Raw genomic sequence first — 26758 nt, 5'->3', positions numbered from 1 at the left:
AACCCGGGTATGAATGCTTTTTAGCTACTGAGCTGAACCCATGAAAATTAAATACCATATAAACATTTAATTTCTTCAAAAATTAATATAGTTTATTATGAAAGAAAGACTCAAGGATAAAACCTTGAGTCTTTTTTTACTAATTATCATTACTCATCAATTAAGTAAGGTATTGTTACCATAGCTATATTACGTTTTTTAAGGAGCCTAGCCTTTATAAATAGGGAAGTTTGATTATGAAGCAGTTGATGCCACCATTTATCTACTACAAACTGGGGTAGTACTACAGTAATCATAGTATTTTTTCCTAGTTGTTTTTCTAAGGCACAAATATGCTTAAATAGTGTGCTTGTCAAAACTCTATAAGGAGATTTTTCTATAACAAGCAGGTTATTTAAATTAGCCGTTTTAAATTTATCCTGTAGTTTTTCGGTTTTTTCATCATCAATGGAGATGTGATAAGCCTCTATATGATCACTAATAGTTTTTCCATAGTTTAATGACTTTATAAAAGCTTTATTAAAGGTATCCACTGGAACTACTACATAGTTTTCTATTGGTTTATTGTTTAAACAAGGTGGCAAGCTATCAATACGTAATTGCTCTGCTACGCTGTTATAATGGAGTTTTACTCTGTACATTATAAGTACAAATAAAGGTATTAGGATAAAAACTATCCATGCTCCATGAAAAAACTTAGTTGAACCAATTATTGTAGCTGTAATAGCTGTAATTAAAGCACCAGTTCCATTGATTACTGCCTTGTGTTTCCAACCTTCAGATTTGGATGTTGTCCATCTTCTAAACATTCCAAACTGAGATAAAGTGAAGGAAATAAACACTCCAATAGCATATAGAGGCATTAGCAAATGTGTATTTCCGTGAAAACCTATAACTAGAAAAGAAGAAGCTAATGCTAAAAGAATTATTCCGTTAGAAAAGCTAAGCCTACTTCCGCGCTTTGATAGTTGTCTTGGTAAAAAGCCATCTCTAGCTATAAAGGAAAGTAGTAGTGGAAAATCTGCAAAAGCCGTATTGGCTGCCATAATTAGAATTAAGGCAGTAGTAAATTGAACCACCATAAACATAATTGAACCCTTACCAAAGACTTGCATAGCAATTTGAGCAATAACTGTAACCTCATGATTTGGTATAGCCTTATATAAGGTAGCTAGATAAGATAACCCACCAAAAATCATAAGAACTATTAAAGAAAGTAAAATTAAAACAGTTTTTGCTCTCTTTTGTGCTGGCGCCTTAAAGTTAGGAATTCCATCACTAACAGCTTCAACTCCTGTTAAAGCTGTACATCCAGAAGCAAAGGCTCTTAAAAATAGTAAAAGAGTGATATTTCCAGTAGCTTGTGGAATATCAATGACACTTGAAGGTGTTACTCCAAACACAAGAGTTTTTATAAGTCCGGTTACTATCATGATTAGGATAGTAAAAATAAATAAATAAGTTGGAATACCAAAAAGTTTAGAAGAATCTTTGATACCTCTTAAATTACCAATAGTTAAAATAACAATAAAAAATAGAGTTATTAAAACTTTATAGGGTAGCAGTGATGGGAATGCTGAAGTTATGGCTGATGAACCAGCACTAGTGCTAACTGCAACAGTAAGTATATAGTCAATAGTTAAAGCTGACGCTGCAACTAAAGAAGGAACAGTTCCTAGATTATCCTTTGAGACTATATAAGAACCACCACCATTTGGGTAGCTATTTATTGTTTGCATGTAAGAAAATACTAATATAAATAATAGAAGTACAATTGCTAATGCAGCATAGAACATATTCTTATAAGCTGCTAGTCCTAATATCGGCACTAACACCCACAATATTTCTTCCCCAGCATAAGCTACAGAAGATATAGCATCGCTTGAGAGTATAGGGAGTCCCCATAGTACGTTAAACTTTTCATGACTTAATTCTTCAGTTTTTAATGCTTTACCTATTAATAAAGCTTTTAATGCTTTAAGCATTTCAATCACCTCAATCTATATAAAAACCTAAAAGTTAAATTACATAGATGCTATTATATACAGTTGTTAAGGTATATTCAATTTCAGTTTATGGCTTATAAAGACAGTTTTAAGTGACAATTGGTAGTGGCACAATTATAGCTTTAATTATATAAGAGTTGCTCTTGTTTTCTCGAAAAAGATGCAGGAATTGCAGTTTTAAATTTCATATGAAGTTATTATTACCTTTTAATCTTATATGAAAAACTCATTTGATTTGTGAGAATATTTAGCTTTAGTGAAACTGGTTTATAAAAATCGAATTTTAAAAATGGAATTAAGTGAAATATTTAAAGTTTTTAATTGCAAAATAGAGAAAGGGAATTTAACTGTTTTAGCAATGCTATCACATAAAAGTGTTAAATAAAAAAATACTAACTACATATGTTTTTAGATTAGTTAATAGATACAACATTTTTTTATAAGTAAAATCCTAAATAATAGTTTAAGTTATGTGATACTATATAGTAAGATAGTGAATATTTAGAAGGGATTGCCCCTGTTTATTCAAGTATAATTTAAATAAATTAAGTAGGGTTAAAGAAACAAAGGATAAAGATAATTTAAGAAGTAGTAGTTATTAATATAAGTTAATGAGGAGAAAGAGCAATGAATATTGATTCAATTATTTTTGATTTAGACGGAACACTATGGGATTCCACTGAAGTAATCATGAAGGCTTGGAACAAGGTGGTTTCAACTAATGGACAATTTAGAGAACCAATAACCTTAAAAGAACTACAAGGCACCATGGGGCTTTTAATTAAGGATATTGGAAGGAAACTACTTCCACATGTAGATGAGTCAACTACAGAAGGTATTATGGAGCTTTGCTGTAAGGAAGAAAAGGAATTACTTCTTAAGGAAGGTGGGACACTTTATCCTAACCTTGAGGATACTTTAAAAGTCTTATCACAAAAGTATTCTTTATTTATAGTAAGCAATTGTCAGTGTGGATATATAGAAACTTTTTTAGAATACCACAATATGGGCAAGTATTTTAAAGATATTGAGTGTGCTGGCAACACTGGACTTGTAAAAGGAGAAAATATAAAAAAGATTATAGAGAGAAATAACCTGAAAGCTTCAGTGTATGTAGGAGATACTCAGGGAGATTGTGATGGAGCAGCACTGGCAAATATTCCTTTTGTGTATGCTAGTTATGGATTCGGAGAAGTTACAAATTATGATTATATCCTTGAAGAAGTAGCTGACTTAGTTAGTATATTTTAATTTTCATAAAAAACATTATTTATAGCTTTAATTAAAATTTAATCGAAAGCTGTATTAAATTAATTCCTCTTTACACAGGGATAGTTGAATAACTAGTGTGAGGAGGGATTTTTTTAATTATTATGTTTAAATATTATAAAAATTTTAATTTAAGTAAATTTTTCTAATAATTACCCCACAAACTGAAGCTATATATCCGTATATTTATATCAATAAAGTACAATAAAAATTAATATGTGGAGGATTTGAAATGAAAAAGAAAATAGTCGCATTATTACTAGCAACTTACGTAACGAGTATAGGGGGTAAGGTGTATGCAAGTGAAGCTACAAATATAAATACTAATGAGCAATCTAGTAATGAAGTAGTTACACAAACAGAAACTACTGAACCTTTAAATGCAGTTGTTACGGAAACAACTACACCGGAAACTAAGGTAGCTACAGAAGAGCAAGAGTCTATACCTATAAATGGACAAGCTACACAAACCCCTGCCCCAGTAAATGAAGAAGAAATTGAAGATTCAGCAGGAGTATTGCCAACTTCTATATTTTATAGATTAGAAGTTGCCCTAGAAAACCTTCAAATTGCAATTACCCAAAGCGAAGAAAAGTTAGCAGCTCTTCAAGCAAAATTAGCTACAGAAAGAGCAGCAGAGGCAGCAGTAATGATTAGCGAAGGTGAAGATGAGCTTGCAAATGAAGCAGCAACTGATTATATGGAGACATTAGCTGCAGCAGCACAGCATATAAATAATGCAATTGAAGCTAAAGATGAAGCTGTGAAGACCCTTGAAACTCTTAATGAAGCCTATAGTAAAAGTGAAGAAATACTAAAATCAATTCTTGAAAAAGCTCCAGAGGAGTCCAAAGCAGCTATAGAAAATGCACTGAATGAGCAAGATAAAACAATTACAGCTATTAATGGATTTTATGCAGCAAAAACAGCTTTCTTTGATGCGAAGGAACAATTTAAACTAGCGCAGGCAGAACTACAAGCTGCAAGAAAAAGTGGAGATGCTGAAGCAATTAGATTAGCGGAAGAAAAGGTAAAGGCTGCAGAAGCTTTAAAAAATGAGCTTGAAGAGTTAAAGGATCTTGCTGAGGCTGCAAAAGAAGAAGTAAAGCAGCTAGTTGAACAAGCGGAAAACTACATTAAGTCAGGTATGAAGCAGGTTGAACAGGCAAATGAAAGAATAGAAAAAGTAGAAGAAAAAGCTTTACAAGGCGAAGAAGCAACAAATACAGAGGAAACAAAAGTAGAAGAGAAGGCTAAGGACGAAACTAAAATTAAAGATGAAGTTAAAAATATAGAAAAGGAAGCAAAAGAAGAATATAAGGCATCTCAAGAGAAGGAAAGAGAAGAAGCAAAAAAAGAGGCCGAAAAAGCTAGGGAAGCAGAAAAGAAAGCTAAAGAAGAAGTTAAAAAAGCAGAAGAGAAGGCAAAAGAAGAGTCTAAAAAGGCTCAAGAGAAAGCCAAGGAAGATGCTAAAAAGTCAGAAGAAAAGAATAAAGATAAGGATAAAACAAGACCTTAAACATATAGCAAAGAGCAGCAATAAGTTATGTAAATTAACTATATTGCTGTTTTTTTTATTAAGTTGTTTAGTTGATGATTTTAGTAGAATGACACATGAGCTAAAAGAACTGAATATTTAAAAAAGTAAGTTTAATTATATTGACTTGTGGTAATATAATCAATATAATTAAATTATTGGAAGTGAAAGAGAGGGAAAGTAATGATTATGATGTTATTATTCTAGTAATTTTTAAAATCATATAAAATTTATAGCAGTATATTTTTAACCTTATTTTAAAATAGGTTTATTTGCTATGGATTTAAGATTTTAGTTATAAGGATGAACAACATCAATTACAATTCCTTGATTTTCAGTATATTAAAGTGAATTATAGTTTTAACAATAAATACTATAGGTTTTAATTTTCAAATATCATTTAAAAGTATAAAAGGTAACTCACTCAATGATATAACCTAAATTTATTACTATTTTACTATAGCTTACTTCAAAATAATTGAAATTGGAGCTGTGTTGGTTCGCATCACAGCTTTTTATTATATATTTTTAATGCAATGATTTCTAAACTTATCATGTAAACTGTGGTATAGTTTATGTAAAGCTATGGATTTTAAGGGCTAAATAGACTAAGATGTAAACTTATAAGTTATAGAACATGCTATACTTTTAGGTTACCCATAGATTTTATTAAAGTATATTTCACCTGTGAATTTATAATATGAGTTTATGGAATAAGTTTATTTACCATGCATTAAGTTTGTATAAATAAAAAAGGGTGTAGATGAAGAGTTGTTCATCTGCATCCTTAATTTTTTTGTGAAAGTGGTGGTGTATGGCTATAGGGGAAGAAGTTGTACCCATATGAATTTAGGGAAATAATTTTTTTAAGATAGGGGGAATTAAAATGAATACTGTAAAAGTAGAGAGTTCAAGGTTAAGAAAATTATATGAGGATATAAAAGTTAATAAAGAAGAATCACTTCAGTTATTTTGGGAGGAAGTTAAAGAAAAAGGTGCACCTCTTATAGAAAAAATAGAAGGGGATAATGAAAATTGCCTAGTTACTTTACTTTGGAGAGAGGTAGAGCCCATAGACAACATTAGAGTTATTGGTGAGATTTTTGGCATGGATCCTGATTTTACAAAATTCTATAAGATGGAGGGCACTGACCTGCACTTTAGATCATGGAAAGTAAATAAAGGGGCTCATGCAGTATATATTTTTGTACTCAATGGTGAAGATAACCAGGATTGGAGTGAGTTCAATTTTGTCATAGATCCTCTAAATCCACAAAAATATGTGTGCCTAGACTATGACAAGGATTCTGAACCTTACTTAATATGTAAGGAAGAGTCTTATATAGCATTGCCAGATTTCAAAGAAAATAGTTGGACAGTTGAAGAACCACAGGTAACCAAGGGGAAAGTAGCAGTTATTGAGGAGTTTGAAAGTAGCATTTTAAACAATAAAAGAAGAATATGGATGTATACACCAGCAGGTTATGATAAAAGTTCTAGCCCATGTCCATTAGCTATATTTACTGATGGGTGGCACTATGTTCACGTAACAAAAATCACAACAATTCTTGACAACTTAATTTCCAAAGAGGAAATTTCACCAGTATGTGTTGCCTTTATTGAAGCAGTAGATAGGGATACAGAGCTTACCTGCTGTCAGAAGTTTTCAGACCTTGTAGCGAAAGAGTTATTACCATTCATATATGAAAATTACAATGTAACTAGGAAGGCTGAAAACACACTTATTGGTGGCTTTAGTTATGGGGGACTTAATGCTTCATTTATAGGGGTAAAATATCCAGATATATTTGGAAAAGTATTTTGCCAATCAGGAGCAATGTATTGGACTTCTAAAGAAGGAGAAAACCAAAAGGGTGAAATCATAGAAATGTACCAACAGGCTGAAAAGTTACCATTAGACTTTTATATGACTTTTGGAGAGTATGAAAAAGATGCACAGATTCATTATAATGCAAACAAGGAATTTGCAAAATTGTTAGAAGATAAAGGATATACCTATAAGTATCAGGAGTTTTTGGGTTCACATACTTATATGGATCTTGATATGGAATTAGCAAATGGATTTAAATTTCTTTTAGGTAATAATATCATTTAAAGACATTCTGGAAGGAAAATTCTCTTATCTTCTTTAGGTAGGAGTTAACCCTCTTCCAAAGTCGCTCCACAGAATGAGGTTGATACTTATATAATCTATGGAAAAATAAGATGTAAAAAATATAAGGAGAAAATAAATAAAATAGTAAATAGGGGGAACTATCATGGAAAGTAAAAACAAGATTGTAGAAAACTTAGATAAAGTTATAAAGGATTTCATGGACAATGAGACAATTCCAGGGTTAGCAATAGGGGTAGTTTATAAGAATGAAGTGATTTACACAAAGGGCTTTGGTGTTAAAAATGTGGAAACAAAGGAGCTAGTTACAGAAAAGTCACTTTTCCACATGGCATCAGTATCAAAAACCTTTGTAGCCATTGGAATAATGCAGTTAGTTCAAAGGGGAAAAATAAACCTAGATGCACCTTTGGTGGATTATTTACCATACTTTAAGCTTCAAGATGAAAGATATAAGGAAATAACTATAAGACAATTGTTAAATCACATATCTGGAATGCCAGATGAACCAGATTATGAGTGGGATAAGCCTCAATATGATGAAGGGTCTTTAGAGAGATATGTTAGAGCACAAAAGGATAAAGCCCTTATGTGGAATCCAGGAGAAAAGTTTGCCTACAGTAACATTGCTTTTGAAATACTAGGAGATGTTATTGCAAAGATTTCAGGGGTGTCCTTTGAAGATTACATGAAAAAGAACATTTTAGATGTTTTAGATATGAAGGAAAGTGATTTTAATAAGCCACTAGTTTCAAGGGAATTAATAACAACTCCTCATGTTTTGGGAATTGAAGGAGGCTTTGGACCTAAAGTTAGTAAAATCTATCCTTATAACCGCTGTCATGGACCAAGTTCCACTCTTTGTTCAAATGTATTGGAAATGTGTAATTATGCTATTGCAAACATGAATTACGGAGAGTTTAACGGGAAAAGGATTTTAGAAAAGGAAAGTTATTTAGAACTTTGGAGAGAGCAAGCAGTTACTGGCTGGGAAGGTCATACTACAAAGGTTGGACTTTCGTGGTTTTTAGGAGAGCATAAAGGACATAAAGTTAAATCACATAGTGGTGGTGATACTGGATACTTGAGTAATTTAATACTTTTCCCTGAGAATAATTCAGCCTTAGTAGTTATGTCAAATTCAGATTATATGTCAATGAATAGCTTAACTACTGCACTTATGGATGTGGTTGTGGGGCTTAAACCTGAAAGAGTAAAAACTTCTCTTCCACAGCATATAACAAGGTTAATTATTGAACAAGGCTACCAGGGAGCATTAAAAGAATATTACTTAATAAAAGAACAGTCTATAGAAACATATCTTAGTAGTGAAAGAGGCTTTAATTCTATAGCTTATGGACTTTTAGCAGCAAAGGCAATTAAAGAAGCAATAGAAATATTAGAAATAGGTATTATAGAGTTTCCAGAGGCTTCAAATCTTTATGATAGTTTAGGGGAAATGTATTTAGCTCATGGAGATAAGAGAAAAGCCCTAGAAAATTATAAAAAATCAGTAGAATTAAATTCTAATAACTTAAGTGGAAAGAAAGTATTAGAAGAATTAGAAAAGGAATAAAATATTAAGCTATATTGGTTTGAGGAATTAAGATACTAAAAAAGTATATAAGGGGATAAAAATATGGGGATTGTAGAATTAACAAGTAAAAATCATGAAGAGGTTGTGGATCTCTTTGGGGAGGAAATCACAAATTATTATTTCATTGTCGAAGATTTAGTAAGAAATAATTATAGAAGAGAAGGCTTTCGTGTGTTTGGAGAGTATGAAGAAGGTGTATTGAAATCTATATTATTAAATAACTTTAACAACGTAACTTACTACTGCCAGAGGATAGAAGTATTGATGTTTATGAAGATGTATTGTGGAAATTAACCTTTTCAAAACTATCAGGTCCAGGTGATCTTATGAAAAAGTTTTTACCTTATGTGAAGGTTGAAGAAGATACCATATCTTATATGGGAGTTATAAAAAATATTAAAGCTAAAAGAAGATATGAGGATTTACCAATAGGTATTATTAAAACAGAAAAGGAAGTTGCAATGCAATATGACTTGCTTATGTCAACAGAGGAATACACGGACGTACTTCCAAGTGATAAAAGAGAATATATTGAAGCGGAGATTAATAGACTTAAAGACACCACTGACCGTACTGCTTATTTATCCATTAATGGGGAAATGGTTTCTTCCTGTTCAACGGTTAGGGAAGGAGAGAAAAGTGCTATAGTCATAGGGGTTGTAACTAATCCTAAACATAGAAACAAAGGCTATGGCAGCGAAGCTTTAGTAGGACTCTTTGAAATGATATTAAAAGAAGGAAAGTACCCATACTTATTTTATAATAATCCAATAGCTCGTGAGGTTTATAAAAAAATAGGCATTACAGAGGTATGTCCCTGGAGAGTCACCTATGTTAAGTAGGCAAAGTGGCTGAAATCTGAAGAAACACTATATCTTCTTATCTTCTAGGGTAAGCAGAAGTAGTAGATTTAAAAATCCATTATAGATAGTAAACATACATGATGTATAAGAAGTAGGATAAAAGATATGAAGCTTGAAAGTGATTTTAAAGGTATGCATTTTTCAAGTAGCAACAACATGGAGGGATATATAATGAAAGTTGAAGAAAGAATTAAACAAATAGTTGAAAGGTATGCAGTTGAGAAAGATTTTTCAGGAGCAATACTAGTCAAAAAAGCCAATGATATATTATTTAGTGGTGCATATGGATATGCCCATAAGGGATGGAAAATAAAAAATACAGTGGATACAAAGTTTGATACTGCTTCTGTAACTAAATTATTTACCACAGTTGGAGTACTACTATTAATTGAAAAAGGTGTTTTAAACTTTGAAGATAAAGTTTTAGAAATACTAGATATAAAGGACACATCAATTTCAAAGGAAGTTACTATTTATCAGCTGTTGACTCACACCTCAGGAATTGGTGATGATGCAGATGAAGAAGCAGGAGAAAGCTATGAGGATATTTGGAAGGTTAAACCAAACTATTCCATAAGAGAACTAGTTGATTTTTTACCTCAATTTATTCACAAAGCACCTAATTTTGCCCCAGGGGAAGGCTGTAGGTATAATAATGTGGCATTTATACTTCTTGGCTTAGTTATAGAAAAAGTTACAGGAAAGAAATATAGAGATTATATAAAAGAGGAAGTTTTTGAAAAAATAGGAATGGCAAACTCAGGGTTTTACAGTATGGATGGCATTAATGAAAAGGTAGCAGAAGGCTATGCTATGGTTTGTGATGACAAGGATGAATTCATTGAGTGGAGAAAAAATATATATTCTTATCCACCGATAGGATCTCCAGATGGAGGGGCTTTCACAACAGTTGAAGATTTAGATGTGTTTATCCGTAAGCTTTATAATGGGGAAGTTTTATCAAGGGAATTAACTGGGGATCTATTTACACCAAAGGAGGTTTATAGAGAATATGAAAAAGCCACTGTTAAAATGGGTTATGGTTTTGAATTCATCTTCAGAAAAGCTGAAGATGACATACTATTAATTACCAAGGATGGAGTAAATTCAGGAGTAGCTTGTAAATTTAATTACTATCCATCTGTGGATGCAACAGTTATAGTACTTGCTAACCAAGATTGTAATGTTTGGGCAATGGCAAGGGAAATTCAAGAATTACTAGTAGGTAAATTATAAGAGTAATGATTGTAAAGAAAAAAACCTATAGGTTAGACTTTTTTAATTGTCTACCCTATAGGGTGCATTTTATTTTGGTCTGTGAACGTTTTTTCAATAGAAAAGTTTCAGTTTAGGTGAAAAATTATTTTAGTAACTATAAACTCAACAAGTTGTGAGTAATTTTCATAAGATATGTGGATAGGTGCTTACTATTATAACTTTAAAAAGTTATAATATCCGTCTCTGTAATAACCCCATCAATTCTAACATCAAACTCATCCGTTGGCACTTTTTCATAAAGTTGAAAATCATATGCCAGTGCAATTTTAGGAACCTGCCTTTTAAGCTGAGAAAGAAACCTATCATAAAAACCAGCGCCATAGCCAATTCTATTCCCTTGTTTATCAAAAGCAACTCCTGGCATTAGGATAAAATCAATTTCCTCTGCAGAGGCTTTAATACAGCCTTCCAAAGGTTCGAGAATGTCAAAGTAACCTTTTTTTAAATCCTCAAAGCTATTTATAAAATAAACTTCCATGCCCTGCTTTTTGGAAGGAACTTTAGGTACACAAATTTTCTTGTCATCCTTTAAGGCATATTCAATAAACCTGTGGGTATCCACTTCATCCTTAAAGGATACAAAGGTAAAAATCACAGAGGACTTTTTATAGTAATCGCTACTGATTAATTTATTAAAAATAATTTCATTCCATTGTTCTCTAATTTCATTGGAAGTATCTGAACGCCTAGTTAGAACTTCTTCTCTATATTCTTTTTTTGAAGCAAAGATCATTGGTTTCACTCCTCATTGACATTATATAATATGATTATATAATATTTTTAATTAGGTTCATATAAAAAAATAACTTTAACATTTTAATTACTACCTATTGGAAAGTTGTTTAACTCTATGTATAGACAATTTATTTTCAGTGTAGTAAAATCGAATTACAAGTTAAAAGGTGATGGAGTTCACCAAAACCGCATTGTATCTGAAGATAAATAATGAGTCACTTTACTAACTTATTTATTTTTTGAAGATGCCTTATGCTAATGACTCCTACAGGTGATATTTTACGGTATACCTGTAGGATTTTTTGCGTTTAATGAAGAAGGAACTTTACAAAAAGGAAATTTTAATTAATTAATATTAAAGACAAGAGGGGAGATAAAACATGGCAACGAGTTTAGGAATTATAATAATGTTAGGACTTTTAGCTAATTTAATTTTTACAAAGATGAAACTACCAGGACTTTTAGGAATGTTAATTTTAGGGGTTATACTAGGGCCCTATGGGTTTAATTTACTGGAACCATCACTTTTAAGTGCTTCTGCTGATTTTCGTAAAATTGCACTTATAATCATTTTATTAAGAGCAGGTATTGGAATTAGTAGGGAAGATTTAAATAAGGTAGGAAAAACAGCAATTAAAATGAGTTGTATTCCTGGACTTGTAGAAGGATTTTTTATTGCTTTTGCTTCAATAAAGTTTCTAGGATTTACATTTATTCAAGGAGGAATATTAGGCTTTATCCTTGCAGCTGTATCTCCAGCAGTGGTAGTGCCACAAATGTTAAGTTTTATGGAGCGAAGAATAGGAACTAATAAGGGAATACCAACATTAATTTTAGCAGGAGCGTCAATTGATGATGTGTTTGCAATTACGATATTTAGTACTTTTTTAGGTTTATACAGTGGAAGTCATGTAAACATTGGGATAAAGTTACTTGGAATTCCAATTTCTATTGTACTAGGTATTGGAGCAGGAGCTGTTATAGGGTTCTTTATGGTTAGGGTATTTAAAAAGTATCATATAAGAGATACTAAAAAGGTATTACTCATCATAGGTGCTTCCATCTTACTCACTGCTTTAGAAAATTTATTAAAAAATAAAATTGAAATTGCAGGACTTTTAGGAGTTATGACTATAGGATTTATAATTTTAGAAAAAATGCCACAAGTAGGGAAAAGGCTAGGCTTGAAGCTAAATAAAATATGGATTTTTGCAGAAATACTTTTGTTTGTATTGGTAGGTGCACAGGTTAACATAGGTGTAGCCATTAATGCAGGGGTAGTAGGTATAGCAGTTATTCTTATTGGACTTATAGGAAGAAGTATAGGGGTTTTAATTTCCCTAGTAGGAACAAAGTTAAATTGGAGAGAAAGGGTGTTTTGTATTATTGCCTACCTTCCAAAGGCCACGGTGCAAGCAGCTATAGGAGCAATTCCACTATCTTTAGGGGTAGCTTCAGGAGAAATTATATTAGCTATAGCAGTGTTATCAATTTTAATTACAGCGCCACTTGGAGCAATAGCTATTAGTTTTTCTTCTACTAGATTATTAAAGATTGGAGAATAGTTGTAAATTTATAGATAATTAAAAAAAATTATACTAGGTAGTATTAAAATTAAAACTGTGGTATTATAATATAGGATTTTATGTCTATAAGATTTCAAAGATGAGTTTTACACTAATTATTACTAAAACCTTCAAGGAATTAAGAGTAGCTTTTGTAAATTAGGATTTAACTTTGGTTTCTTATATTATAATTTGGAGTGATAAAAATGAATAAAACAAAAAAGGTTATATTTGAAGCTGCTATAAAAACTTTTTCAAACTTTGGCTATAATGGAACTACCATGGACCAAGTTGCAGAGGCTGCAGGAGTAGCAAAAGGAACTTTATATTACCATTATAAGAGTAAGGAAGAAATTTTTAATTTCATCATAGAAGAAGGGCTTGGGTTAATGGTAGAGGAGCTAAAGGAACATATCAAAACAGTGACAAATCCTTTAGAAAAACTTAAAATAATATGCAAGGCACAACTTTCTATACTTTACAGAAATAAGGATTTTTTCAAAGTATTAATGAGTCAGTTATGGGGTCAAGAGATTAGGCAGGTAGAACTTAGAAATAAGTTAGGAACTTACATAGAAGAAATTAAAGACTTTTTTCAGGAAGCTATGGAAGCTGGAATTATAAGAAAAGGCAATGCTTACTTCATGGCTTATGCATTTTTCGGAACTCTATGTTCAGCAGCAGTTTATGAGGTTATTAACATAGATAGTATAAATTTGGATGATGTAGTGGATGAATTAATTGAATATAGCTTAAGAGGTCTAAAAGCATAATAAAAACTCTTTATAAATTGTAATTCTACGGGATTATAAGTTATAAAGAGTTTTTTTCGGTAATTATATAAAATTATTTTTAATCATATTTTTCTACGGAAGATTGCTTAAAGCTGTTAAGTGGGGATACTTTTATTAAAGGCGCAGCTTTAGTGTAATAATGTGAACTTTTATCACTTATATTAATTTCCGAAATTTTTAGAATAAATGAACTTATTTATTATTAAATAGCTAAAGAATATGAGACTTCAGGATATTCCTAAAAACTAAAAAATTCACAATTAAAAGTATCAAAAAATATATTGACTTCACTTTAAAAAAGGAGTATAACTAAACTGACCAGTCAGTACAAAAATAAATGAGGTGAGGATTATGAAATTTGCCAAGATTGCCTGGAAAGATATTTCAAGTATCTTTAGGAACAGGTTTATCAGAGTCTCAGTTGTAGCAATAATAATTGTACCGCTGCTGTACAGCTTACTTTATTTAGCTGCTTTCTGGGATCCTTACTCAAGACTTAATCAGCTACCTGTAGCTTTTGTAAATCTTGATAAGGGCGGAACAAAGGATGGAGAAGCAGTTAACTATGGACAGGATATAGTAAAAAACCTGAAGGAAAATACAGAAGTGAAGTGGCAATTTGTTAGTCTTGAAGAAGCAAATCAGGGATTAGATAAGGATGGATATTACTCCATGTTTGTAATTCCAGAAGATTTTTCACAGAAAGTTATGAGTGCTAAGGATGGAAAGCCACAGCAGCCATCTATAACTTACTCTTCTAATGACAAGAAAAACTTTCTTGCAGCACAAATAGGGGGAAGAGTTGAGGATAAGCTAAAAGCAGAGATAATAGAAAACATCAGCGAAGAATATACTAAAGTAACCTTTGACAGTTTGTATGAAGTTAAGGATGGTATGAGAAAAGCAGCTGATGGAAGTAAGGAACTTTCAGAGGGAATAAGCACTTTAAATGATAAAGTACCACAGCTAGCAGATGGTGTGACCAAGCTTTATGATGGCTCTACAAAACTATCTGAGGGACTTGGAAAACTAAAGGGCAGTTCTCCACAAATGGCAGATGGAGTAAATAAACTTTATGATGGTTCCTTACAGCTTAAGGATGGACTAAGTTCCTTAAATCAAAATACTCCTGCTTTGACTTCAGGAGTGAATTCTCTTTATGATGGAGCTAGTTCTATAGCTAATGGAATTAACTCTAAAGAGATAGATACTAATGGTAACCCAAAGGGATTAAAGGAAGCCGTGAACAGTATAAATGGAGGAATGACCCAAATTACTGAAAAGGTTCCTGAGTTATCAAAAGGAGCAACAGCTCTTTATGAGGGTGCAGATAAGTTAGCGCAGGGTATAAATACTACCGCAGTAGATGCTAATGGAAAGCCTTTAGGATTACAATATGGATTAAAAGGCTTACTACAAGGTATTAAACAAACTAAGGGTGGGGTAGACCAATTAGGCGCTTCACTAGAAGGTTTAAACAATGCAGTTAATGTAGGCACTAGTACTACACCAAGCTTAGTACAAGGTGTAGGAGGCATAAATAAAGGAGTTTCTTCTTTATCAACAGCATTAAGCACTTTTAATAATGTAGTAAATGGTGGAGCAGTACCTTCAGGAAATGGTATGACTCCAGAACAAGTAGTTGCAGCTTTAACTCAGCAGTATAATGCAGCAACTAATGATACACAAAGAGCTCAAATATTAGCTCAAATGGTTGGAGTTTTAAATGCTTCTGTTAACGTAGATAAGAGCGCGACCCAGCCATCACTTAAAACAGCAGTGTCTGCTTTAAATAACAGTGTTTCTGTAGATACTAAGGATAAGCCAAGCTTAAAGACAGCTGTGGCTGGATTAAATGCAGCAGTTAATACTGGTTATGATGGAAAACCAAGTTTAAAATCCGGTATGGATGCACTAGTTTCAGGAACTGAGGGATTAGTAAATGGAGCTGATAAATTAGGTCAAGGAGCTAATGAGCTAAAAGCAGGACTTGGATCACTAAATTCCAATATACCAACTTTAGCTAATGGAATATCAGCTCTTGAGCAAGGAACAGGCAAGGTTTATAAAGGTATAGATGCCTTAGGAACAGGTTCTATACAGTTAAGAGTAGGCTTAGAACAACTAAGAGAAAAAGTGCCACAACTAGCTGAAGGAACTAATAAACTTGCTGTAGGTTCAAATGCCTTAAATGGTGGGTTAGGAGAACTTAAAGGAAAGATGCCAGAACTTGTTTCAGGAGTTAATCAGTTAGCAGATGGTTCAGTTGCCTTAAATGATGGACTAAAAGAATTAAATGGAAAAATTCCAGAATTAACAGATGGAACTCAAAAGTTAAATGATGGTTCTAAGGAATTAGCAGAAAAGTTAAATGAAGGTGCAGATAAGTTAGATAAGAATCTTATAAATACCAGTGAAGATATGGCTAGCTTTGTATCTAAACCTGTAGTTATGAATGATGCAGCAGTAAATGCAGTTAAGGATTACGGAACAGGATTTACACCTTATTTTATCCCATTATCTTTATGGGTTGGAGCAATAATGATGTTCTTTGTAATATCTTCAAAGGTTGAAGATAGCATGGATGCAGGTCCAATTTCAACGGTTTTTGGTAAATACTTATCCTATGGATTTATAGGAACCCTACAAGCACTTCTTGTTAGTGCAGTAGTTCTAACTTTAGGTTTAAAACCACAAAACCTTCCACTATATTTCTTATTTAATGTATTAATGTCTTTATCTTTCATTGCAATAATTCAATGTTTAATCTTTATTCTAGGTGATGCGGGAAGATTACTTGCTATAGTTTTATTAATTCTACAGCTAACTTCTTGTGCAGGAACTTTCCCACTAGAAGTAGTACCAGATTTATTTAAAGTATTAAATCCTTATATGCCATTCACTTATTGCGTATCAGCTTTAAGAGAAATCATATCTGGAAGTAACCTAGGACTAATAGGACATGATATGTTTATTTTAACTTCAATTTTAGTAGTATTCCTTGCAATATCAATGATATTAAAGGAAAGAGGAGATTTACTACAGGCTAAAATGGAAGAAAGAAAAGAAATAGGAGCATAGTAAAAAGGCAAGAAAACTTAAGTTTTCTTGCCTTTGTTTTTTTATTAATCATTATTAATAGGCTTTATTCATCTAATTCTTCATCAGCAAGACAAGGTAGAAGAATGGTAAAGGTAGTACCTTCTTCCACTTGGCTTTCTACAAGAATTCTTCCTTTATGACTTTTTATAATTTGATAAGAAATATTTAACCCTAGGCCTGTACCAGTTTCCTTTGTGGTATAGAACATGGTTCCTATTTTTTCTAATTGTTCTTTAGACATCCCTTTTCCATTATCAGTAATCTCCATATACATTTCATTACTTTCTTCCATATAACCGGTTTTTATCTTTAGTGCCCGTTGAGGAACTCCATTCATAGCTTCTACTGCATTCTTGCAGATATTTAATACCACTTGCTTTATTTGGACTTCATCACAAAGTAAGTATCTTTCATGGTTAGAAATGTCTAATTCCAAATCTATACCTTTAGTTATTGAGGTATTTTCAATTGTGCTTATAATTGACTCAAATAGATCTATCATAGATATTTCTTCTAGTAGCACGTCTCTAGGTTTGGATAGGAATAAAAATTCACCTATTATTCTATTTACTTCATCAACATCCTTATTGATTTTTAATGCGTGATCCTTGATTTTTTCATCCTCTGCATTTACTTCAATTAATTGACAACGGCCTTTTATAGTAGTAAGGAAATTTCTTGTTTCGTGAACTATACCGGCTCCCATCTGACCTAATAAGGCTAGCTTTTCCTGTTGCTGTATAGCTTGTTCATGTTTTTTAATTTCTGTTACATCTGTATCTACACTTATTCCACCAATGATTTCACCATCAATATTCTTAATAGGTGCGGAGTAAATAATTAACTCAATGTTGTTTCCTTTATTAGTTTTAAGGGAAGCTTCGCATACATCAAAATCCTTTTTGCCAGACAAAATTTCATAAGGATTCTCCTTCTTCTGGAAGGTAAGTAACTCATTTAGCTTATCTATATCCATGCCTATAAGTTCTGATTTATCTATTTCGAAGATTCTTTCTGCAGCCTTATTACAAAGCACTATTTTTTTATCCATATCTATCATAATTATTGCATTATTAACAGCATTTAAGATGGTCTCTGTTTGAAGATGAAGATTCTTAATTTCCTGTTCTTCCTTTGCATCTCTTAGTAAAGATATAACCCCATTGTTAATTCTACTATTTTTTACTGATAGTTTTTTATATTCTCCATTTCCAACTCTATATGTATGAACAACACTTAATGCTGATTTATCTCCCGATAAAACCATGTCTGAAAGGAGCCTTTCATCCTCTTCAAGTCTTGGGAACTTATGAAGAAACTCCTTTGTTGAAAGCCCTAGTACTTCACTTCTATCACAGATGAAGATTTCTTCAAATTTTTTATTTAGATAATTTATCTTACTATTTTCATCATACATAAAAACACCAAGAGGTAATGAATCTAGTACATCGCTTAAAGTTTTAGAAAGACCAGTTATTTCTTCATTTGCTTTTGTTAGATTTTCATAGGCGTGTTCTAATTGTTTATGCTTATTTTCTAAGCTATCATATGGGTAAACAACTGCACTAGCGAAGACCCCTTTATAAATAAAGTAATAGGATACTGCCTTTAGAATATGGGCGAAAAGCCAAAAAATACCTTTTAAATCACCTGTAGTTAATAAAATCACTTCAGTAGTTATAATAGCTAACAAGGATAAAAAGATATATTGGTAGTTTAGCTCATCTTTTTTCTCAAACATATATGTTAGGTTTAGTGAAGTAAGAATTGCAAGATTAATTACGGCTGCTTTAATTGCTGTAAGTATATAGGTTGACCCAATGTAGGGTAAGGTTAAAGTAAGAAGCTGAGGAATTAAAACTGATACGCCTCCAAGCACTAACACGGTGATCCCTAACATAAGGGAATTAGCTATTTTAGTAATCTTAACTTTAAAGTTAAAAGTACCTATTAATATAACTGAAACTTGCATAAGCAATCCTATTTGATCTAAGAAGGTGGAAAGATTTAAGTGAACTGAATTTAAGAGGTTTGGACAAAAAAGATAATAGGTATGAACTAAATTGTAGATACCTATTAGTAGAAATCCAAAACCTAGTACAGAGAAGCTCATAGAATAATGGGTATAATTATGCCAATATAGGGAAAATATACCTAAGGCAAAAAAAATGCAAAATCCTTCAAATATTATATGGTAAGTAACTAAATTATTTTCCCAATGGTTTTGAGTTATATATATAAATATTACAGATGGTAGCAGAAATAATAAATATTTAATTAGAACCTTTACAATTAAGGATTTGGATAATTTTTTATTTTCTATAGCTACTTCCATGTTTAGCCTCCCTAAAGTTAATTCAAGTTTAATATAACATATATTTACAAAATGTTGGATAGTTTCACATAACAATTTTATACAAGTATAAGTATTTAATAATACAAGATATCAGGTGCTATATATTGTTGGATAATAATGCCTTTTGACTATATTATACCCTATAATTAGAAAGCAAGTATAGTGTTATATTTCTTTCTATATTGTTGACTTAATCAAAAGTTAAAGTTATAATCATAATGAAAACTAAATATCCAATTTAGGTGCTTTTGAAGATAGTTCAAAAGTGAAAAGGGAATGTGGTTAGATTCCACAGCAGCCCCCGCTACTGTAAATGAGGACGAACCTTGTAAACCACTCGCAAGAGGAAGGTAAGGTGTAGAAAGATTCATGAGCCAGGAGACCTGCCTGAGTTATAAAACAAGCTTTCGGAGGGAAAGAACTATTGTTATGGGAAATATAAATATTTTTGTATTTGTAATAGTAGGGTAAGTCCTTGGACTTACCTTTTTTATTTTTATAACCTTAAGAAAACTAGGTAATATGGTTAAATGAAATTTTTAAAGTCACTTTGAGAGATTCTAAAATTAAGCTACAATAGGGTATAAGTTAAGTTTCCTATAAAATAATATTGAAAGAGGGTTTACATAATGGCAAAGATTATGGTACAAGGTACTGCATCTTCAGTGGGAAAAAGTATTTTAGTTACAGCACTTTGTAGAATATTTAAACAGGATGGATACTCGGTTTGTCCTTATAAATCACAAAACATGTCACTTAATTCATATATAACACTAGATGGAAAGGAAATGGGTAGAGCACAAGTTCTTCAAGCCTATGCAGCAGGACTTGAACCACAGGTGTTTATGAATCCAATACTTTTAAAACCTACCTCTGATAAGAAGTGTCAAATTGTTTTTAATGGAGAAGTGTATAGAAATAGCGATGCAAAAGAATATCATAATTTAAAGGTTGAATTTAAGGAGGAACTGAAAAATCAATTTCAGGATCTTGAAAATAACTTTGATATTATTGTTATGGAAGGGGCAGGAAGCCCAGCAGAAATCAATTTAAGAGAAAATGACATTGTAAACATGGGAATGGCTGAGCTAGTAGATGCTCCAGTAATTCTAGTTGGAGATATAGATAAAGGAGGAGTATTTGCTTCTCTAGTTGGAACATTAATGCTTTTAAGTGAGGCTGAAAGAGAAAGAGTAAAAGGTACAATAATAAATAAATTTAGAGGAGATATAGGTCTTTTAGAGCCAGGAATTAAAATGCTTGAGGATATCTCTAAAAAGCAGTGTTTGGGGGTAGTACCCCATTTCACCTTAGCTTTAGAGGATGAAGATGGTGCAGTAGAGCTTAATAAACAGGTTACAAATAAAATTGATATTGCAGTAATAAAACTTCCTCATATATCAAATTTTACAGATTTTGATGCCTTAAGCTGTGAAGAAGATGTTTCACTTAGATATATAACAAATATAACAGAATTTAAAAATCCAGATCTACTTATAATTCCGGGAACTAAAAATACTCTAGGAGATCTAAGTGCTTTAAAAACCTCAGGTCTCTATGAAAAAGTTTTAGAGTATAGCACTGAGGGTGAAATTATAGGTATTTGTGGAGGTTATCAAATTCTTGGAAAAACTTTAGAAGATCCTCTAGGGGTGGAAACTGATTTAAAAGTTATGGAAGGGTTAGGCCTTTTAGATACTAAAACAGTATTTGAAGAAAAGAAGGTTACTACTAGGGTTGAAGGAACTATAGGTAGTAAAGTGCTTCCAGGGATAGAGAGAAGTATAGATCTTTATGGCTATGAAATTCATATGGGGAAAACAACCTTAGGTGAAGGAGCAACTCCTTTAGTTAAGATAAATAAGAAAAACAATGATTTTGAAGATTATTTTGATGGAGCAATTAACGAAAGAGGAAACATCCTGGGGACCTATATCCATGGAATTTTTGATGGAGTTAATTTTAGACAATATATAGTAAATAAGCTTAGAGCGAAAAAAGGTATAGAGAGTAAAAAATCTATGGAATACGAAAGTCTAAGGGATAAAGAATTAGATAGACTTGCAGATATTGTTAGAAAGTCTTTGGATATGAATAAAATATATGAGGCAATGGGGTTTAGAAAATAGCAAGTTTTGTTACTAAGGTATAAGGAGTATAGCATGTTTAACTTTAATATTAAACTCAATATAATTTATATGTTTTTTGCTGCCATTATAGATTTTATAATGGGTGACCCTTTATGGTTACCGCACCCTATAATTTATATTGGAAAGTTGATTAGCAAATTAGAAAAGATTTTTAGAGGAAAATGCAAGTCAGAAAAAATGCTTAAGCTTTGTGGGGGATTTATTGTGATTATTGTGGCAGTGAGTACCTACTTAATTCCTTACATGCTTCTTTATGTAGCTAGAATTAATATCTATGTTTTTCATGGATTAAATATATTACTGCTTTGGACAACTCTTGCTGCTAAGTCCTTATATAATGCAGGGGTTGATGTATATCGCCCTTTAATAAAGGGTGATATTGAAGAGGCTAGAGTTAAATTATCTTATATTGTAGGAAGAGATACAAAGGAGCTTAGTGAACATGAGATCATAAGAGCTACTGTTGAAACCATTAGCGAAAATACCTCCGATGGGATAATAGCACCTATTATTTATGGAATTGTTGGGGGAGCTCCTTTGGCTATGATGTATAAGGGCATAAATACCATGGACTCAATGCTAGGTTATATGAATGAAAAGTTCAGATATATTGGTTTCTTTCCAGCAAAGACTGATGATGTGTTTAACTTTATACCTGCTAGAATTACAGGAGTTTTAATGTGTATAGTGGCACCTTTATTAGGTGGAAATATAATAGGGACCTTTAAAATAATGATAAGGGATAGAAAAAATCATAAAAGCCCAAATTGTGCTTATCCTGAAGCAGCTACAGCAGGTGCTTTGAAAATACAACTTGGAGGAACTAACTCTTACTTTGGTGAAGTTATGTATAAACCAACCATAGGAGAACATATTAAGGAACTAGCAGTGGATCATATTTTTCAGACAGGAAAACTAATGTATTTAACGGAAGTACTACTATTAATATTGGCAATGTTATGGGTAATATAATTTTAGATTCCCAAATTAATTAATTTATTTAATAACATTTTTAAAGCTTAATGATTAACGGCTTCTATAGGTGATAGCTATCTTCCTAAAGAGTTACTTTGGTAGTAGTCCAAATCTGCTTCCAAAGTTGTTAAACAAAATGAACTTGTTCATTATTTAATAAACTATAAGGGAACTAAGATAAACTTATATAAGTTTATCTTAGTTCCCTATTAATATTAAGATATTATTAATATGATTGTCATGGGAGATAAAAGATTAGATTAACAAGTAGCTCCACCAACTAAATGATACTCACTATTTATTATTTCGTCTTTTCTATCTAAGAGGTCATTAGCAAGTAATTGGGCTTCAATATTTTTAAAGCCAATCCTTTCAATGGTTTGAGATAAACGTTCTCCAGTTTTTCCTTGTTCTCTATATAAAAGTATAACCTTTTCAATTAGATTAATAGCATCTTCTCTATTAGTGAATACCTTACTAAGAGGAATACCATGAGCTACACGCTTTCCCCATCTACCCCCAATATAGATTTTATAGCCTACTGTACCATTTTCAATAGCATCAAAGTGACATTTCCCAATGCAACGACCGCAGTTATTACATTCCTCTTCATTAATCTCTAATAATCCATCTACAACTTTAGCAGCATTTACTGGACAGACCTCTTCAATAGAGCACTTCTTACAGCCATTACAATAAGCTTCATCAAAGTTAGGAATTAACTGACCAATAATTCCTAAATCATTCAAATCAGGTTTAACACAGTTGTTTGGGCATCCGCCTACGGCAATTTTAAATTTATGAGGTAATTTAACACTAGCATATTCTTCATAGAATTTGTGATGAATTTCCTCAGATAAATCAAAGGTATCAATTAGACCATATTGACAGGTTGTACCTTTGCAAGAAACTATTGGTCGCACTTTAGAACCAGTTCCACCAGTAACAAGACCTTCTTTAGCAATATATGTTCTAAAATCTTCAATTTTATCGTAAGGAATACCTTGACATTCTATTGTTAGTCTTGTAGTTAAGGTTACAATACCATTTCCATAAAGTTCAGCAGCCTCTGCAATACATTTAAATTGAGCTGCTGTAATTTTACCATTAACAGTGATAACTCTTCCTGAAAAATTATCAGTTCCCTTATTGCTAAGAAAACCTAGAGCTTTTACTCTTTTTTCATCATTAGAATTAATAGTTAAAGTTGCCATAATTTTAGACCTCCTATTAAGCATTTTTAAAAGAAAATTTCTAGCATAATTGAACTATTTTTAAAAGTTTAAAAGGTAAAGTGACTTTTTAAAGTATAATTTCATTAAAAGTACTACCGCCTTCCAGAACTAAGGTATTAGTGTAACCAAAGTATTTCAAGCGATTCTGTAACATATATGCACGCTTACCTTTTGCACATACTAAAAGCAATTTTTCATGTCTCTTTAAATCAGGTAACTCTCCATTTACTTTTGTAAGATCTATATAGGAAGCACCATCTATACTTGGGTTAATAGATGCATCAACAATTTTATACCCTGTAGCGCCACCCTCTAGGTACTCCTTAGGAGTAAGGCTATTGAGTTCTCCACGGATCTTATTTAGTAGAATATTTACAGTATGGGTAAAGGGATGAATTGCAGTAGAAAATGGAGGGGCATATGCTAAGTCCATATTTTCAATATCTTCTAAAGTAGCATTCATAGATAGTGCGGTTACAGCAATATCTACTATTTTATCTACTGCTCCTTTTCCAAGAACCTGAAGACCTAGAAATTTTTTAGTTAACTTATCAGCTATCATCTTTATTATAAAAATTGAGGCATCAGGATAATAGTGAGCTTTATCATCTACTACTGTTACAACAGTTTCAATATTAAAACCTAAGGCCTTAGCAGCATTTTCTGTTAAACCAGTTCTTCCTATGTTAAGTTCAGGAAGTTTTGCCACTGCTGTCCCTAAAACTCCTTTGTAACTTATCTTTTTACCGTTGATGTTTTGGGCTAAAATACGACCTTCAATATTAGCGGAAGAGCCCATTGGAGACCAGGTAGGTGTTTGTGTAATTCTATTGGTTATGCAAGCACAATCTCCAACAGCATAAATATCAACTATGTTAGTTTGTAAGAATTCATTTACTTTAATGGTTCCATTAGGCATTAACTCAATGTCAGTATCATTCAGAAAAGCTGTATTAGCACGAATACCTAGAGAAAGGATAACAGCATCTGCTTTTATAGCACGCTTATCAGTTATAACTTTTTCAACTTTTTCTTCTCCAAGAATAGCTTGAAGTTTTGTTCCTGTTAATGTAATTATGCCATGATTAGCTAAGTGATTTTCAGTATAATGCGCAAATTCACTATCAAAGCCAGGCAATATATGATCTGCCATGTCAATTACAGAAACCTTAACACCCTGAGCAAGCAAGTTTTCAGCAACTTCAAGGCCAATAAAGCCACCACCAACTACCACAGCCCGTTTAGTTTCACCAGCTTCAATTGAGGAACGTAAGGAAATGGCATCTTCAGGAGTTCTCATAAAGAATACCCCTTTTAAACTTGCTCCTTCAATAGGTGGTTTCATTGGATCTGCACCAGAAGCAATAACTAACTTATCATACTCATGTGTATAAGTATCCTTTGTTTTTAAATTTAGTGCTTCAACAGTCTTATTCTTTGTGTTAACCCTTAATACTTCCACTTCTGTCAACACTTCAACTCCAGTTAAATTGGAAAAGCTTTCTGGTGTATTAACTATTAGTTTATTCTTTTCTTGAATTACATTACCCACATAATAAGGTAGTCCACACCCCGCATAGGAAATATCCTTACTTTTTGTGAGTATAGTAACCTGACAGCTACGATTTTCACGTTTTAGCTTTGCTGCTACCTTTGTACCAGCAGCTACACCACCAATAATAAGAACTTTCATGATTTCACACCCTTTGTACTTTTTTAACATTGTCATAATATTAGCATAACACTTGTTTAATTAATAAGAAAGTGATAATATCTTATGAAAGTCATAGGTAAAACCTATCAATAATTTCTATAAAGTTTAGATTTTTATAAAAAGGATGTGAAAGAAAATATGACAATAAGGCATCTAAGAATATTTGTTGAAGTAGCAGAAAGTGGGAAAATGAGTATAGCTGCATCAAAGTTTTTCATTTCTCAGCCTACAGTAAGTCAAGCAGTAAGGGAGTTGGAAGAACATTATGGAGTCCTTTTATTTGAACGCCTTTCTAAGAAACTTTATATAACAGAACAAGGTAAGAAACTGCTTTCTTATGCTAGGCAGGTCATAAACCAATTTGATGATTTAGAGGAAAGGATGTTTGAGGCAAAGCATAAAGAGAAAATTAGGCTTGGAGCAACAATTACAGTGGGAAATTGTATTCTTACTGATGTTATTAACGACTTTAAAGCTAGTAACCCTGAAGTTGAAACCTATGCCTATGTAAATAACACTCAGATAATAGAAGATAAACTACTAAAATCTGAACTTGATATTGGTATTGTAGAAGGAAATATAAAAAGTTCTGAACTTGTATGCATTCCTGCAGTAGATGATTATCTAGTTCTTGTTTGCAGTACTAAGCACCCTTTTGCTAAAAAGGTTAAAGTCACATTGAAAGAACTTCTTAATGTGAACTTTGTAATGAGGGAACAGGGAAGTGGAACTAGAGAGCTATTTGAAAATTATATGGCAGAGCATGGGTTAACAGTAAAAACCATATGGGAAAGCAATTGCCCAGGAGCCATTAAGCATGCAGTAATAGAAAATCAATGTTTAGCGGTTATATCAATTCGCTTAGTTGAGGATGAAATAAAAAATGGAGAAATTCATGTTATCCAAAATTCTCAGCGGGCATGGAACAGACATTTTAACATAGTATATCATAAGAATAAATTTATAAGTGATTCCATGGAAAGTCTTATAGAAGTAGTGAAGAATCATAAACATACAGATATTTTAATAGGAGCTAATCCAAGTCAATTAATAAATGATTGATATAAATCTACAATAAGGCCTGAGAAGAAATACTTTTAGCATATATAAGTTTTTTCACACCTACAAATTATAAGGGTGAAGTATGAAAGCACTTAGGTCATATAAGTATTAACCTATAAATTCCAAAACTAAAATTGTTGACTAAATTTTGCTTTAGGGCTATAATTACCTTGAAAACTAAATACAGTATTTTTAGGTGCTTTTAAATAAGTGAAAAGGGAATGTGGTTAAATTCCACAGCAGCCCCCGCTACTGTAAATGAGGACGAACCTTAATAGCCACTCGTAAGAGGAAGGTAAGGTGTAGATAGAGTCATAAGCCAGGAGACCTGCCTAAATTATAAACAATCTTTCGGAGGGAAAGAACTATTGTTATATAAAAAATTA

18 protein-coding genes and 3 riboswitches are annotated in these 26758 nt (G+C 32.1%); of the genes, 13 read left to right on the top strand and 5 right to left on the bottom strand.

Annotated elements, in window-relative coordinates; genetic code table 11:
• Positions 1–149 precede the first annotated feature (149 nt).
• On the bottom strand, positions 150–1985 hold the full coding sequence (locus tag B3040_RS04000; protein ID WP_291570460.1) for an APC family permease: 1836 nt from the start codon (positions 1983–1985) through the stop codon (positions 150–152).
• A 648-nt stretch (positions 1986–2633) separates the two neighbouring features.
• Between B3040_RS04000 and B3040_RS03995 the strand changes: the two genes are divergently transcribed.
• The 7 genes from B3040_RS03995 (at position 2634) to B3040_RS03965 (ending at position 10642) form a co-directional block, all read left to right on the top strand.
• Entirely contained in the window at positions 2634–3257 is a 624-nt protein-coding gene (locus B3040_RS03995) for an HAD family hydrolase (protein WP_291570458.1), read from the top strand.
• A 250-nt stretch (positions 3258–3507) separates the two neighbouring features.
• Complete coding sequence (locus B3040_RS03990; RefSeq protein ID WP_291570457.1) at positions 3508–4794, top strand: DUF5667 domain-containing protein; 1287 nt, start codon at positions 3508–3510, stop codon at positions 4792–4794.
• Positions 4795–5698: 904 nt separating this feature from the next.
• Entirely contained in the window at positions 5699–6928 is a 1230-nt protein-coding gene (locus tag B3040_RS03985; RefSeq protein ID WP_291570455.1) for an alpha/beta hydrolase, read from the top strand.
• Between the two features lie 163 nt (positions 6929–7091).
• Positions 7092–8522 carry a serine hydrolase gene (locus tag B3040_RS03980; RefSeq protein WP_291570453.1) on the top strand — a complete coding sequence of 477 codons (1431 nt, stop codon included), beginning with the start codon at positions 7092–7094 and terminating at the stop codon, positions 8520–8522.
• A 63-nt stretch (positions 8523–8585) separates the two neighbouring features.
• On the top strand, positions 8586–8837 hold the full coding sequence (locus B3040_RS03975; protein WP_291570451.1) for a hypothetical protein: 252 nt from the start codon (positions 8586–8588) through the stop codon (positions 8835–8837).
• Entirely contained in the window at positions 8825–9385 is a 561-nt protein-coding gene (locus B3040_RS03970) for a GNAT family N-acetyltransferase (RefSeq protein ID WP_291570448.1), read from the top strand. Before B3040_RS03975 ends, B3040_RS03970 begins: the two co-directional genes overlap by 13 nt.
• 192 nt (positions 9386–9577) lie before the next feature.
• Positions 9578–10642: a serine hydrolase domain-containing protein gene (locus tag B3040_RS03965; protein WP_291570447.1), complete on the top strand. Its 1065-nt coding sequence runs from the start codon at positions 9578–9580 to the stop codon at positions 10640–10642.
• Between the two features lie 202 nt (positions 10643–10844).
• On the opposite strand, the gene B3040_RS03960 is transcribed toward B3040_RS03965, so the two are convergent.
• The gene (locus tag B3040_RS03960) at positions 10845–11417 is read right to left on the bottom strand and encodes a 5-formyltetrahydrofolate cyclo-ligase (RefSeq protein ID WP_291570445.1); all 573 of its coding nucleotides are present in this window, start codon (positions 11415–11417) and stop codon (positions 10845–10847) included.
• Between the two features lie 159 nt (positions 11418–11576).
• Positions 11577–11694, top strand: a riboswitch (Fluoride riboswitch).
• Positions 11695–11799: 105 nt separating this feature from the next.
• On the opposite strand from B3040_RS03960, the gene B3040_RS03955 reads away from it, so the two are divergent.
• From B3040_RS03955 to B3040_RS03945, 3 genes are all read left to right on the top strand, one after another.
• On the top strand, positions 11800–12984 hold the full coding sequence (locus B3040_RS03955) for a cation:proton antiporter (RefSeq protein ID WP_291570443.1): 1185 nt from the start codon (positions 11800–11802) through the stop codon (positions 12982–12984).
• Between the two features lie 206 nt (positions 12985–13190).
• Positions 13191–13757: a TetR/AcrR family transcriptional regulator gene (locus tag B3040_RS03950; RefSeq protein WP_291570441.1), complete on the top strand. Its 567-nt coding sequence runs from the start codon at positions 13191–13193 to the stop codon at positions 13755–13757.
• Between the two features lie 372 nt (positions 13758–14129).
• Positions 14130–16859 (top strand): YhgE/Pip domain-containing protein, encoded by a 2730-nt coding sequence (locus tag B3040_RS03945; protein WP_291570439.1) that lies wholly within the window; start codon positions 14130–14132, stop codon positions 16857–16859.
• Positions 16860–16923: 64 nt separating this feature from the next.
• On the opposite strand, the gene B3040_RS03940 is transcribed toward B3040_RS03945, so the two are convergent.
• Positions 16924–19215, bottom strand: coding sequence for an ATP-binding protein (locus tag B3040_RS03940; RefSeq protein WP_291570437.1), 2292 nt, complete (start codon positions 19213–19215; stop codon positions 16924–16926).
• A gap of 244 nt (positions 19216–19459) precedes the next feature.
• A riboswitch (cobalamin riboswitch) is annotated at positions 19460–19641 on the top strand.
• A 224-nt stretch (positions 19642–19865) separates the two neighbouring features.
• Between B3040_RS03940 and B3040_RS03935 the strand changes: the two genes are divergently transcribed.
• Both B3040_RS03935 and cbiB read left to right on the top strand, forming a co-directional pair.
• Complete coding sequence (locus B3040_RS03935) at positions 19866–21365, top strand: cobyric acid synthase (protein WP_291570435.1); 1500 nt, start codon at positions 19866–19868, stop codon at positions 21363–21365.
• A 33-nt stretch (positions 21366–21398) separates the two neighbouring features.
• Entirely contained in the window at positions 21399–22358 is a 960-nt protein-coding gene (cbiB, locus tag B3040_RS03930; RefSeq protein WP_291570433.1) for an adenosylcobinamide-phosphate synthase CbiB, read from the top strand.
• A 263-nt stretch (positions 22359–22621) separates the two neighbouring features.
• On the opposite strand, the gene B3040_RS03925 is transcribed toward cbiB, so the two are convergent.
• Both B3040_RS03925 and B3040_RS03920 read right to left on the bottom strand, forming a co-directional pair.
• Positions 22622–23575 (bottom strand): 4Fe-4S dicluster domain-containing protein, encoded by a 954-nt coding sequence (locus tag B3040_RS03925; protein WP_291570431.1) that lies wholly within the window; start codon positions 23573–23575, stop codon positions 22622–22624.
• An 88-nt stretch (positions 23576–23663) separates the two neighbouring features.
• Positions 23664–25289, bottom strand: a complete 1626-nt coding sequence (locus B3040_RS03920; protein WP_291570429.1) for an FAD-dependent oxidoreductase — start codon at positions 25287–25289, stop codon at positions 23664–23666.
• Between the two features lie 159 nt (positions 25290–25448).
• On the opposite strand from B3040_RS03920, the gene B3040_RS03915 reads away from it, so the two are divergent.
• Complete coding sequence (locus B3040_RS03915) at positions 25449–26372, top strand: LysR family transcriptional regulator (protein ID WP_291570427.1); 924 nt, start codon at positions 25449–25451, stop codon at positions 26370–26372.
• 178 nt (positions 26373–26550) lie between these two features.
• Positions 26551–26722: riboswitch (cobalamin riboswitch) on the top strand.
• Positions 26723–26758: the final 36 nt, after the last annotated feature.

The sequence above is a fragment of the Clostridium sp. UBA4548 genome, assembly GCF_002387895.1.
Taxonomy (GTDB): Bacteria; Bacillota; Clostridia; order Clostridiales; family Clostridiaceae; genus Clostridium_J.
Note: the sequence above shows the minus strand (reverse complement) of the source record. Positions and strands in the feature narration are given on the sequence as shown.